Genomic DNA, 13,094 nt, shown 5'->3' on the forward strand with positions numbered 1-13,094 from the left:
GTAAGTCAACAAAAATATTTACCATTATTACGAACTACGCGAAGTAATCCTAACCCTTTCGATTGCTTCGTTTCACTCCGTTACACTCGCAATGACATTGTGTAATTAATTATGTTTAACTACTTATATAAAATTATCTTACTGGTGCCGTGCCCTTACGAAGAATGTATGTGTCGCAAACATTATTTGAATTGGTTAGGAATTTCGCATTGATAGGAGAACCTAAATATGAGGTATGCGTTTCAGGCATTAAATTTTGATTTTTCAACACTTTTTAGGCGATGTCTTGCGACAAGCTGCTTTGCGTCTACGCTATTGATCAAAGGATGATTGATAAAAGCCTGAAACAACCTATTTTCCTTAATGCACAAGATAATAAATTTGTACAGTGCGAAACTCCTATTGGTATTAAAAGATAATCACGGTAAGAAATTAAGAAACTAGCGATCACCCAACTAAAGAGTTTCCAACTAATCCGAATTAACCCAATCGGTGGGGAGTTCGCTGAGGAGCCTTTACCCAGTAAGGGTTTCAGCCTCCAAATCGACATACTCCTGAAAAACATTATACATGCTCTTCAAAATTGCACAAAATACATAGCTCAAACCCTTGCCCTGCAAGCATTAGACACACTCCAACAGAAAATATAGGGTTTCAGCGATTCGGCGGAGTGTGTCGATGATCATGTTACAAAACCTCCTTAGGATCACAAAGAGGCAGGGGAGCAGGGAGCAGGGGAGAAACCCCATCAATAATAAATGAAAGTTCGACTCTACACCCCAGTGGTTTAAAGCGCCTCAATTCTATTCATGGGAATTACCCACCCCTAAACCCTATATCCTTCTTAAACTGTAACTGTTTCCAACATCAATTTAGAACGCTTAACCTGTTCAGGAATAGCTACGGGATAATCCCCTGTAAAGCAAGCCGAACAGAAGTTATTAGTATCTTCCCGAGTGGCTTTTAGCATTCCTTCCCAACTCAAATAAGCCAGGGAATCCACACCAATTTGCTGGGCAATTTCTTCCACCGACTTAGTAGCTGCAATTAGCTGTTCTTGATTGTCAGTATCAATCCCATAAAAACAAGGATGAGTCACAGGAGGTGAAGAAATTCGCATATGGACTTCCACTGCACCTGCATCCCGTAAAGCTTTCACTAGTTTTTTACTAGTAGTACCCCGAACAATGGAATCATCGACAATAACTATCCTTTTACCCTCTAACACATCCTTCAGGGGATTGAGCTTCATACGAATACCAGCTTCTCGCATATGTTGGGTAGGCTGGATAAAAGTACGCCCGACATAGCGATTTTTGATTAATCCTTCAGCATAATGAATTCCAGAAGCTTGGGAAAAACCGATCGCAGCTGGTACCCCAGAATCGGGAACCCCAAATACAATATCCGCATCCACCGATGACTCTACTGCTAACTGTTGCCCTAATCGTAGCCGATAGCTATACAAACTCTCATTGTGCACAATGCTATCAGGACGAGCAAAATAAATCATTTCAAAAATGCACAACTTCTTTTCTGGCTCTTGATTCCATTGGTAGGAAGATAAACCCGCCTCTGTAATCCATACCAATTCTCCTGGTTTCACATCCCGCAAATATTCAGCACCAATAATATCTAAACCACAAGTTTCAGAAGCCAGAACATACCGCACTGGATTGCTGTCTAAAGTGCCAATTACTAAAGGACGGATACCATGAGGATCGCGAACACCCATTACACCCTCAGCAGTCGCAATAGTTAAACTAAAAGCCCCTTGACAACGGTGCAATGCCTGAATGGTTCCATTTACCCAATCCGCTCCTTCATTCACTGCTTCGGCGATCGCAAAAGCAATCATTTCTGAGTCAGTGGTAGTTAATAAGTTCCATTTGTTCTTCAACAACTCATCCCGTAACCCTACTGTATTGACTAAGTTGCCATTATGTGCTAAGGCAACTTGACCTAAGCGAGTATCAACAACGGCTGGCTGGGCATTAGTCTTATGACTAGAGCCAGTGGTGGAATAACGGGTGTGACCAACAGCTAACTGACCCGGTAATTTTTCTAAGATATCTTCGCTAAAGACTTGGGAAACGAGTCCCATATCCTTATGTAGATGAACTTGCGAGCCATCAAAAGTGGCAATACCCGCAGATTCTTGACCTCGATGTTGCAGGGCATACAATCCAAAGTAAGTTAGTTTAGCAACATTTTCTTCTGGTGCGTAAATACCAAAAACCCCACAGGCTTCTTCTGGTTTGTCTGGTTGATTGTCATGGTCATGAATCAGTTGATGACTCTGTAGATGCTGATGCTGGAGTTCGGGAGTGACGGGATGGTTGGGAATCATGCTAGCTTAGTTCCTGATGGGCTAATCAAGTCACAAGGAATATGTCAATGGATAGTTGCAGAAATCTTAATAAATCGTTAACCATCCACTTAAACATTACCCCACTTGTGTTGAATAATGCTAGCTACTTGGTGTAATTAAATACGTAAAAATCGATAAGATCAACTTTTTAGAGATATTAGGAGAGCTTAGGAGTAAGGGGCAGAGAGAGATCAGGAGTAATTATTTTTTCATTACTAAATGACTGTATGGTAGTAGCGATCGCTCATTTGCTCATAATTAACCTGGATTAAGGTTTGGTAATCCCGAGTTAAAATTTGCAAACCTTGGTCATTGCTGGTGACAGTACCCAATTTTTGCCAAGCACCATCTAAATTCTCCCGTAAATACATTTCCCAGGCTTCCTGTTGTGAGGGTGTTACAGAGACAATAATTCTTGCTCCCCCTTCCCCAAACAAAACCTCATCCCAACGCAAATTGGTTAATTCTTGGTTAGATAAATCCAGAGTAATAGCTGCACCGAGTTCCCCACTCAGGCAACATTCTGCTAAAGCCACAGCCAAACCACCTTCAGCAGTATCGTGGGCAGAATGGAGCCAACCTTGGCGAATACCTGTGCGGCAAGCCGCTTGTACCTGGCGTTCTAAGGCAAAATCAACTCGTGGAGGCTTACCAGCAACGGTATTGTGAATAGCTGCCAAATACTCAGAACCACCCAAAGTAGTTGGGGATTGTATGGGTAACCCCAATAAATAAATTACATCTCCTTCAGCCTGCCAACCTTGAGTACAAATTTTGCTTAAATCGGGAATTAAACCCACCATACCCACCACAGGAGTAGGATATATGGGTTGGGGATTGCCTTGGGAATCTAAGGTTTCGTTGTAGAGAGAAACATTACCACCAGTTACAGGAGTTGACATTTCTTGACATCCTGCCGATAAACCGCGACAAGCTTCAGCTAATTGCCAATAACCAATGGGTTTTTCCGGACTGCCAAAATTGAGGTTATCAGTTACAGCCAAGGGTTCTGCTCCCACACAGGATAAATTGCGGGCTGCTTCCGCCACCACAGCCTTGGCTCCCTCATAGGGATCGAGATAAACATAGCGGGGATTACAATCTACCGTTGCAGCCACCCCTGTATTAAACTCAGAAGCTGCTTCCACCCCTTCCAAAGGACGTAAACGAACTACAGCCGCATCTGCTCCACCGGGAAGGACAACTGTATTATTTTGCACTTGATGGTCATATTGCCGATATATCCAACGTTTAGAGGCAATGGTAGGTGTAGCTAATAAAGTTAAGAGAATATCCTGCCAAGTTTGTACCTGCCCAGAAACTTCTATACCCTCAAAATTGGCAGCAGATAACATATCCGTCGTCCATTCCCAAGCTTCCCGAGCATATGCTGGTGGTTCTGGCAAAACTTCTCTTTCATACAAAGGAGTATTTTCTGCCAGGGCTGTGGCAGGTATTTCCGCCGCCACCGCCTCCTGAAATAGAATCCGGACTATAGGTTCCTCAATCACTTCTCCAGCAACCACAGCCTGTAAATCCCAACGCTTGAATATATCAATTAATTCCTGTTCTCGTCCCTTCTCTGCCACAAATAGCATTCGTTCCTGGGACTCAGAAAGCAAGTATTCATAAGGAGACATACCATATTCCCGTGCAGGAATCTTATCTAGATCCAACTCAATACCCACCCCACCTTTAGCAGCCATTTCCGAGGTAGAACAAGTGATACCAGCCGCACCCATATCCTGTGCTGCTACCACCGCACCAGTTTTAAAAGCCTCTAAACAAGCTTCAATTAAAGACTTCTCCAGGAAAGGATCCCCCACTTGTACCGCCGGACGATCATCCATTGAGGCATCACTGAGTTCCGCACTAGCAAAACTCGCTCCTCCCATGCCATCCCGTCCAGTTGTTGAACCGACGTATAATACTGGATTACCAATACCAGCTGCCCCAGACTTGACAATTTCTGGAGTTTCCATCAATCCCAACGCCATCACATTGACTAAAGGATTACCAGAATAGGCAGAATCGAAATATACTTCTCCTCCCACAGTTGGCACTCCCACACAATTACCATAGTGGCTAATTCCCGCCACCACTCCATTAACTAATCTGCGGGTTTTAGCATCATCTAAAGAACCAAAACGCAGGGAATTGAGCAAAGCAATCGGGCGAGCGCCCATAGTAAAAATATCTCTGAGAATACCACCCACACCCGTTGCTGCCCCTTGGAATGGCTCCACAGCTGAGGGGTGATTGTGGGATTCAATCTTAAAAGCCAGTCGCAATCCATGATCTAAATCTACAACACCAGCATTTTCCCCTGGACCAACTAGAATGCGTTCACGCAGCGTGCCGCAGGCTTCGCCTGTGGTGGGAAATTGCTTGAGCAAAGGGCGGGAATTCTTGTAACAGCAATGCTCTGACCACATGACCCCAAACATTCCCAGCTCAGCTTTGTTGGGATGACGACCTAGCCTATTAACAATTTCTTCGTACTCTTGGGGTTTAATACCTTCGGCAGCAATTGCTGTGGGGGAAAAGGGGGTTTCGGAGGGATTCATGGATATTGATTGCACCAAGGGGACAAAGGATTATTGTACTGATTTCTGGATCGCTGTAACAGGCTTGTAGCTCTAAAAATCAAGAAAAATAAAAATAGAGGAAGATTTTATATTTCTCTCCCTCTGTTTATCTGCACTGATGACAACAGGTTTTGGTTGCGAAGTATCTGAATGTTTAATCTTTAGTTCAAAGCAGTACTTAATTCCATCAGGCGATCCCTAATTTCAATCCAGTCTGGGTTCTTTGCAAGTTTTTTAACCACCGAAGATTTACTCTCTAGAATAATTTTGTTGTATAAATTAATAGCTTCGCTGAGTTGATTTATATCTACACTTTGCTCTACTTTCTGATCTCCATCTTTATTCGAGTTTTTCGATTCATTGAATTGATTTGTACTCACAGGGAAAGACTTTATTGCTATCAAAGCATAAATCTTCTCGATCAATTCTTCTAATTCCTTGAGAGATATTCCTGACTCCTGCAAACTCTTAACTAATTCCTCTTTAGCAGTTTCTGCATCATCATCTGCCATCCATCTGAAAACGACGGTCTTCTCATTTCGTTCTATAATCTCTCTATTAGCTACCTTAAATGGGTTGGTACGCATGTTAGCTGCTATTTGATCAGCTATCCGTTGAATCTCTGGTGTTATAACAACAATTATAACTTTGCCATCTTCACTTTTGAAGAATCTAACTTTGTTCCTAAATCGGGGTGCGATTCTGGGGGGTCTACCTCCTCGTCCTGGAAATCTGCTTGGTCGTCCAGGAAATCCGTCTGGTCTGCCTGGAAAGTCATTGGTACCTCCTGCATTAACTGCGAGAGGGGTGCTTACTAAAGAGGTGAATAAGATGACTGCAAAACCAAGTTTGAAGGTCAATTTTTGTTTGTTCATAACTTTTCTTAACAATGAAATTCTGATTGAACTGAAAATTTAAGATAGATGCGAATTTTTCTAAAAAGATGCCTATTGTCGTATAGTCCCTGAGGTCAATATACAGGAATATTTTTATTTTCCCGCTTCAAAAAGAATAACTTCGCTAAAATTTTAAAAATCACTTTATGTTCATGCTGTAGTAATTACATTACATAAAAACAGATATTTTAGCGTTTAAGTATTTTGCTTTTTTGCTGTAGCCTTCACTTTCCTAAAAATGAAAGAGCTAAAGGAAACTTCAGCACAAATTATCCCATAATATTTTTTTGACGTTTGACTGTATATTGGCGGAGTTTGCAAGTTTTTCACTTGACAAATGATGAGATATTTTTTATTTTCCAGTCCGCCAATCTCTCAAGACGTGGAAATACAAATTACCGTATTACATCCTCCTCAAAAATTCCTACACATTTAAAATTGAAAGGCATATCCAGCACTGAGGTTAAAACCAACTCCATCATCTAGATTACTGGTAACGTCTGTAAAAAAAGTATTTATAATTACAGGAACTTGTCTGAGTGGAGCAAAAGAGGTACCGACGTTGAGACGACTACCAGTCCAGCTAGTTACCAAAGAAACTTGTGGTGAAACTCTTAATCCAACACCACCAAAAAAGTTAGGGGTGTTGGTACCATCTTCTATGGCACCTGTGGAACGAAAACCACCGCTACCAAAACCTAGGGATACAGTCAGAGGTAATTGATTTTTGGGGTTATTGGGTTGCAGTTGAAATGCTTGAGTGACTACGCCATAAATTGTGTCTTCTTCGCCATCTGAGTCTCCCCATTTAACTACATTTGACCAACCAACAGCTACTGCGAGACCATTGTCAAAAGATCTATGAACTTTAAAACCTAAGCCACCACTGTCACCAAAGTCACCGGTATCAACGCTAGAAATACTGGCGGTGATTTCCAGCCCTACAGATTTGACTGAATCCCCTAAACCAAAACCAATACCGAGAGCGCCGTCTGTTCTACCATCTTCTAAGGGGAAGTTTAATCCACCACCAATGAATGCTTGTCGCCAATTTGCACCAAAAGCCGTAGGTGTACCAGCTGTGGAAGCAGGAGCTGATGCAGGTGGTTCTCCTGGGATGACAATGGGGTCAATTAATAGGTCTCGGCGTAACTTATCAAGATTTTGTAAGGTGTCTCCTAGCCCTTCAGAAGGATCGTTTTGAGCTATTACCTGAGACTTGTTTTTCTTCGCTGGATTTTTGCTGAGGTCTGTATTTAAATCTGATTTAGCCGCAAGACGATTTGCTCTGTAGGCACGCAAAAAATTAATTAAATCTGCATTTAAATCTGATTTGTGTGATTGCAGGCTATTTCCCAGATTCGTCAAAGACTGATGATTGTTTACTGTTTTCTTAGTCTTAGCCAGATTATTTTTGCGATTCTTATAAGCTATTAATTTTTGCCTGAGACTAGTATCCATTTCCGGCTCTATATGTGCTGTGATAGCATCCTTTTTTACCTGATGAGAAGAATTTAATTGAGTCGGAGCTGCCAATACTGGGTTGGATGAAATTGTGGTTAATGGTATTAAGGAAGTTGCTAAAGTTGTCCCTAAACCTAAATAAACATATTTCACACCACTAAAACGAGAAATAGCTACGCTATTCATAATTTTTTGTTTTTGATCCACCGTAAATATTCCTTAGGCAAAAAATAACTATGTATTTACACAAAGTTCATGCACACCAAAATATACGCTTTGGATTCAATTTGTAAAATGGTATTTATACGGAAGTATACTGAAAAACTAGAATCGGTTAAGTAAGTCGGCACAATACAACCAAACTATGTGAAGAATAGTAAATAAGACTACAACCCTTTTTCCCCCTGCTCCCCTTCGGGTTGCGCCACTTGCTACAACGCCCTTAAACCGCGCAACACAGTGGCTTACCTGCCCCCTGCCTTATCCAAACGATATTTTTTTACGCCTACCTACTTAGTCTTTTAAGTAGTTAAACATAATTAATTACACAATGTCATTGCGAGTGTAACGGAGTGAAACGACGCAATCGCAAGGATTAGGATTACTTCGCATAATTCGTAATAATGGTAAATATTTTTGTTTGATTACTTATATTCCTAGCTCTAATGTTTGATTATTTTTTATCTTTAAATAAAAATGAAGGGAAGCAGTTATTTTGAAAGAGTGCTAAAGGCTTTTATTTGTTCAAATTCTTGCGCCCGTTTTTGTATTTGATTGCCAATGCGATCGCAAACTAATTCACATAAATCGAAAATTACAGGGTCACTGATAGCATAGTAAACGCTAACACCCATCTGCTGACGGGATACTAAACCTGCTTGGGTTAATACTTTTAAATGTTTGGAGAGATTTGCTTGTCCTAATCCAGTCGCTTCACCCATTTCCGTAACATTCATTGATCCATTTCTCAAACAACTCAAAATCTGTAAGCGACTAGTTTCAGAAAGTACTTTAAAATACTCTGCAACAGGAGCAAGTAATTCTGGTGTATTTTTTTCAGGGATAGCCTTTGACATAATTATTAAATTTATTTGTTGCACAGTTTATATTACTATATAGTTATTGTATTAAGCTATCCCTGCTTTTTTGTAATTGCTGCTTATACTACTTATTTATAAAGATGCATCAAATCCAGCCCACCTGCGTGAGCTGGATTTGGGTAGCCCCAATCTTCTGGGGTGAGGGCGATTAAGCGCAGCTTCATACAGAATTGCTGCTGAGTTTTGGTGTGGCAAATCCTCAGTATGTGATTCAGGCATTTTCCCTCGAATGCAGTTAAATTCGGGCACGGAGTGCAGGATTAGGGAATAAATTTCTGAATCCAGCTTGACGCTGTTGAGCACTTTCTTGAGCTTTTTCCCATAAGCTCTCGTAATAGAAAAACACTGTACCTAAACCACGGCTTTGAGCAGCTCTAACCTGGGATTTAATTCGCCTCATGGGAACTGGTTTATTACGTAACCCGGTCATAATACCGACTCCGGTGGAAATCTTTTGGTTTGCTTCCTGCATTTCTGGGCGGGAAATTGTACTCACAAAACCCTGTAGATTGTGGCGATAAACCTGTACTACTAATTCATCAACAATATTTTGCCTGATCCAAGTCAGCCAGTCTTGTAGTTGTAATTTGTAAGCAAAGTCATAATAATTGGGGGAAACGGAGAAAATCGTCTTCGGTTTTCTAACCTTCACCGCTTGGTGTAACCGCACCATAAATTCTGTGATTTTATCAGCACGCCATTTTACCCAATCTGGGTCTTGAGGATTACTTGGGGGTGTTTTCTCTGTTTCTTGGGTGTATAAAGCCATAGTGTATTGATCATAACCAAATTCACGAGGTAAACTCATGTGGTCATCAAACTGAATTCCATCAACATCATATTTAGATACGACTTCCAGGACGAGATTAGTGATAAATTGTTGTACTTCCGGTAAAAAAGGATTTAGCCAAGCTACCTCACCAGCAGCACTAATAGAAGTTTGATTACCATCCCGCTTACGTGTCAGCCAATTGGGACGATTTAAAGCTAATTCTGAAGTTTGAGGAGTCATAAAACCAAACTCAAACCAAGGAATTACCATTAATCCCTGACGATGGGCTTGATTTATTAAGTCAGCCAGAACATCTTGTCCATTTGTACCGCGAAAGAAAAAAGGGATACCAACTTGTTTGGCGACAACACTAGGAAACTTGGTATAACCTGAGTTCCAAACTACGGGATAAATAGTGTTCAAATTCAAGCGGCGTAATTGAGTCACAGCCTCCTTGACTTTGGTATGAGATTTGAGTACGTCAAAATCATTGGTAGTCATCCACACACCGCGAATTTCCTGACGAGGTATTCGAGGTAATGGAGGTAGTTGAGGTTGAGGTGTTTGAGGTACTGGGGATACTTGAGGTTGAGTTCCTTGAGGTGTTGGAGATACTTGATTTAGTGGAGGTAGTTGAGTTACTGAATGTATTGGAGACAATTGTGCCATTACAGGACTAAAATTGTGTACCATTAATACTGTAATTAATGACACCACAAATAGTGATGGAGTAAATCTCTTGTGTAATTTTTGCCAAAGTTGAAGAATTACATCTAATGTAGTCATCATATAAATTACAATTGTTGCCGCTTGATTAACTAACTGTTAATGATTCCTTTTTTCTGCATTGAAGTACAGTAAGATATGTGACGCATTTTTTGCCTAAGTAGTGCCTTGGAACCGCAAAGTGGAAGTCATAACAATTTTGGATTTTGCGGAAAGTTGCGGTGCGGTGAGTGTAGTGTGGTCTTGGGGGTTTCCCCCATGAACAACTACCGTGCCTCTTTCAGAGGAGCTTCGCTAACGCGTAGCGTCTCCGTTCGGCGAAGCCGTGCCGAAGGCTCAGGAGATACCCGAAGGGGGGTTCCCCCCGTTGAGCAAACTTTTCAAGACGGATTTTGGATTTTGGATTGACCCCATATATAAAGTCAGAGGCTTGTATCCTTTTATTCTTCTGTCAATTCCCCCTTATTCCCAAAAGGGTAGGCTTTTTAGGGAACACCAAAAAATAAATTCTCCAATTTCATCGACTCGAACTATTTTCTTTACTCCCCCTGCACCCTGCACCCTGCATCCTCGTGGGACATTTCCAACCAGAGAAGATGTCAAACTATTGATGAACTTTGCAGTGAGGTTTGAATGAACTTGGCGATCGCTTCGATGGGGCGATCGCCATTAATGACTGTTAGGGGGTAGCGTTGGCGATATTCCTGAATTAAAGAGCTAGCCTGCTCTTGGTATGCTGTTAAACGGCTAAGAATCTTTTCTGTTGTGTCATCTGCCAGACCCCGCTTTAACATTCTTTCTAATAAAATATTCAAGGGAGCGTACAACAGAAATACTCCATCACAAGGCTGACCTAATGAGTAGATAAAATGCTCGAATTCTGCGAATTGAGACGAATTACCGGGGAATCCATCCAAAATCCAGCCTTTGTTTGCGTCTAGTTCTGTAAAACGCCCTCGCATTGCCGCAAAAACTAAACTGTCTGGAACAATTTCTCCGGAATCTAGATAACTTTGAATTTTTACCCCTAGTCCATTACTACGAGTGATTGCTTGATGCAATATCTCACTAGCAGATATATGTGCAATTTGGCATCTTTCAGCCAATATTGCTGCTTGAGTACTTTTACCCACTCCCGGTGGACCCAAAAAAATTAATCGCATAGGGATAACTCACTTTTGATTAAAGAATGTTGTAAATAGAATGAACAACAAAAAGCGTAGAAAAATTTCTTGCTTGCCGATGCTGCAAGCCTAGTTATTATGTATTGCGATATCTGTTCAGGAGGGAGTGTAAATAAATTCAATTTATTAAAAAGATTGTTAATACTTATATTTGTACAGGATTAATCATATACCGTTACGCTGATACATACAATTCTTTACTTTTTTTCACATTTAGAAGAGCGATCAGGGAACTCCCTTTGTCAGCACATCTCTAGCTGCAATCAACTAGAATGTTTTCCATGACCGTGGCATTAATTTTTATAAAGCTTCTCTTTGCATAAGCTAAGTTAAAATTATGACAAACTTTAGCGGTCTGTTAATGACTAAAAAAAAACTTAAACATATCCAAACAGACAAATCAGTTATAGCCAGTAACGGTAAGGTTGGTTCAGCAGTACAAGAAAAACCAAAACTGCAAAAAATCAACAACAAAGCATATGAAAAAGAGCTGAAACTACTTCAGATTGAATTAGTCAAACTTCAGGAATGGGTTAAACATAAAGGTTTAAGGGTAGTAGTCGTTTTTGAAGGTCGGGACGCTGCGGGAAAAGGGGGAGCTATTAAGCGAATTGTCGATTGTCTGAATCCCCGTGTTTGTCGGATTGCAGCTCTGGGTATGCCTACTGAACGAGAAAAAACTCAGTGGTATTTCCAACGTTATGCAGCTCATTTACCTGCAGCAGGGGAAATCGTATTATTTGATCGCAGTTGGTACAATCGGGCTGGAGTGGAGCGAGTGATGGGTTTTTGCACCCATGAGCAATATGTTGAGTTTCTGCGTTCTTGTCCAGAGTTTGAACATATGTTACAGCGATCAGGTATTATCCTAGTCAAGTATTGGTTCTCGGTCAGTGATGAGGAACAAGAACGACGTTTTCAGAAACGTATTGACAACCCTACCAAACGATGGAAACTAAGCCCTATGGATCTCGAATCTCGTGTCCGATGGGTAGAATATTCCAAGGCAAAAGATGATATGTTTGCTGCTACTGACACGACTTTATCCCCCTGGTATGTAGTGGAAGCTGATGACAAAAAAAGTGCCCGTCTCAATTGCATCAGCCATCTATTAAGTATTATTCCCTATGAAGATTTGACACCAGATCCGATCAAATTACCTCCCCGACAGCAAGCAATAGATTATATTCGCCCTCCTATGTGTATGCAAAAATTTGTACCACAAAAGTACTAGGTTTCAGCTTGCAACGATGTTAGCCTTTGGATTTCGCTCAGGGCTAACCTAATTGCCTAGTGATATAACAATAAAAAGCGATCGCAATTCAAAATGTAATACCATTTTGCAAAAAGAATGGGACAGAAGGGTAGGGGCACGGCACCAGTAAGATAATTTTATATATCAAAATATTAAGGAATTATTGCTATAGATTTACAAAGGCAGAATCTATGGTAATCAAAAACTAGCAACAATATCAACACTCCTTAGAGCTGCGCAAAAAGTGTGTAAAATCCGTTGAAAAATAGAAGAGTTTCACAGGGAAATAAAACAATTAACAGACATTGAATCATGTCAATGTCGTAAAGCCCGTCTTTAGCGAAATCATATTGCTTGTGACAGTTGCTTAACGAGGGAGTAGGGAGTAGGGGCGTGGGAGTAGGGATGCCCCATACTTAAAAGTAGGGGATTTCATGTTGACGTTTTGTCTGTCGGGCTTGCGCCTCTCCACCCAAATTTTCTTAACTTTCCACGGATAAATCCGGGGGCTTTAAACCATCCTGGAGTAGGGTATTTTTCCTCTTCCACTACTCCCTACTCTCTACTCCCTACTCCCTATTTTGGTAAGTCCTGACTCCATAAAACCGATTTACTATAAATATGCCAACCAAAGAATAACTGCTTGTAAAATATTAAGCAAACAAGTACATTTCAATAGTCGTTTATATAACATTTAAAATTTAAATAGTAGTTTACATAACATTTAAATACAATGCT

At 40.9% G+C, this 13,094-nt stretch carries 8 protein-coding genes; 1 reads left to right on the forward strand and 7 read right to left on the reverse strand.

The genetic code is table 11. The annotated features are described in order from the left end of the window. Positions 1-844: 844 nt before the first annotated feature. From purF to CALSC_RS21245, 7 genes are all read right to left on the reverse strand, one after another. Positions 845-2,350 (reverse strand): amidophosphoribosyltransferase, encoded by a 1,506-nt coding sequence (gene purF / locus CALSC_RS21215; RefSeq protein ID WP_088243256.1) that lies wholly within the window; start codon positions 2,348-2,350, stop codon positions 845-847. A gap of 236 nt (positions 2,351-2,586) precedes the next feature. Continuing rightward, positions 2,587-4,938 (reverse strand): phosphoribosylformylglycinamidine synthase subunit PurL, encoded by a 2,352-nt coding sequence (purL, locus tag CALSC_RS21220; protein ID WP_088243257.1) that lies wholly within the window; start codon positions 4,936-4,938, stop codon positions 2,587-2,589. Between the two features lie 182 nt (positions 4,939-5,120). Beyond that, positions 5,121-5,834, reverse strand: a complete 714-nt coding sequence (locus tag CALSC_RS21225; protein ID WP_088243258.1) for a hypothetical protein — start codon at positions 5,832-5,834, stop codon at positions 5,121-5,123. Positions 5,835-6,287: 453 nt separating this feature from the next. Further along, positions 6,288-7,505 (reverse strand): hypothetical protein, encoded by a 1,218-nt coding sequence (locus CALSC_RS21230; RefSeq protein WP_088243262.1) that lies wholly within the window; start codon positions 7,503-7,505, stop codon positions 6,288-6,290. 524 nt (positions 7,506-8,029) lie between these two features. Beyond that, on the reverse strand, positions 8,030-8,395 hold the full coding sequence (locus tag CALSC_RS21235) for an ArsR/SmtB family transcription factor (protein WP_088243259.1): 366 nt from the start codon (positions 8,393-8,395) through the stop codon (positions 8,030-8,032). 259 nt (positions 8,396-8,654) lie between these two features. Next, positions 8,655-9,980, reverse strand: coding sequence for a glycoside hydrolase family 10 protein (locus CALSC_RS21240; protein WP_235006879.1), 1,326 nt, complete (start codon positions 9,978-9,980; stop codon positions 8,655-8,657). 536 nt (positions 9,981-10,516) lie between these two features. Continuing rightward, positions 10,517-11,080, reverse strand: coding sequence for a nucleoside monophosphate kinase (locus CALSC_RS21245; RefSeq protein WP_088243260.1), 564 nt, complete (start codon positions 11,078-11,080; stop codon positions 10,517-10,519). 358 nt (positions 11,081-11,438) lie between these two features. Here CALSC_RS21245 and ppk2 point away from each other — a divergent pair, with 358 nt between their 5' ends. Next, positions 11,439-12,335 carry a polyphosphate kinase 2 gene (gene ppk2, locus CALSC_RS21250; RefSeq protein WP_200817701.1) on the forward strand — a complete coding sequence of 299 codons (897 nt, stop codon included), beginning with the start codon at positions 11,439-11,441 and terminating at the stop codon, positions 12,333-12,335. Positions 12,336-13,094 lie beyond the last annotated feature (759 nt).

The organism is Calothrix rhizosoleniae SC01 (assembly GCF_900185595.1).
In the GTDB taxonomy this organism is placed as follows: domain Bacteria; phylum Cyanobacteriota; class Cyanobacteriia; order Cyanobacteriales; family Nostocaceae; genus Calothrix_A; species Calothrix_A rhizosoleniae.

What these genes read in the sequence shown, in the direction of transcription:
- purF (WP_088243256.1), bottom strand. Translation starts at nt 2,350, where the DNA reads ATGATTCCCAACCATCCCGTCACTCCCGAACTCCAGCATCAGCATCTA.
- purL (WP_088243257.1), bottom strand. Translation starts at nt 4,938, where the DNA reads ATGAATCCCTCCGAAACCCCCTTTTCCCCCACAGCAATTGCTGCCGAA.
- CALSC_RS21225 (WP_088243258.1), bottom strand. Translation starts at nt 5,834, where the DNA reads ATGAACAAACAAAAATTGACCTTCAAACTTGGTTTTGCAGTCATCTTA.
- CALSC_RS21230 (WP_088243262.1), bottom strand. Translation starts at nt 7,505, where the DNA reads ATGAATAGCGTAGCTATTTCTCGTTTTAGTGGTGTGAAATATGTTTAT.
- CALSC_RS21235 (WP_088243259.1), bottom strand. Translation starts at nt 8,395, where the DNA reads ATGTCAAAGGCTATCCCTGAAAAAAATACACCAGAATTACTTGCTCCT.
- CALSC_RS21240 (WP_235006879.1), bottom strand. Translation starts at nt 9,980, where the DNA reads ATGATGACTACATTAGATGTAATTCTTCAACTTTGGCAAAAATTACAC.
- CALSC_RS21245 (WP_088243260.1), bottom strand. Translation starts at nt 11,080, where the DNA reads ATGCGATTAATTTTTTTGGGTCCACCGGGAGTGGGTAAAAGTACTCAA.
- ppk2 (WP_200817701.1), top strand. Translation starts at nt 11,439, where the DNA reads ATGACAAACTTTAGCGGTCTGTTAATGACTAAAAAAAAACTTAAACAT.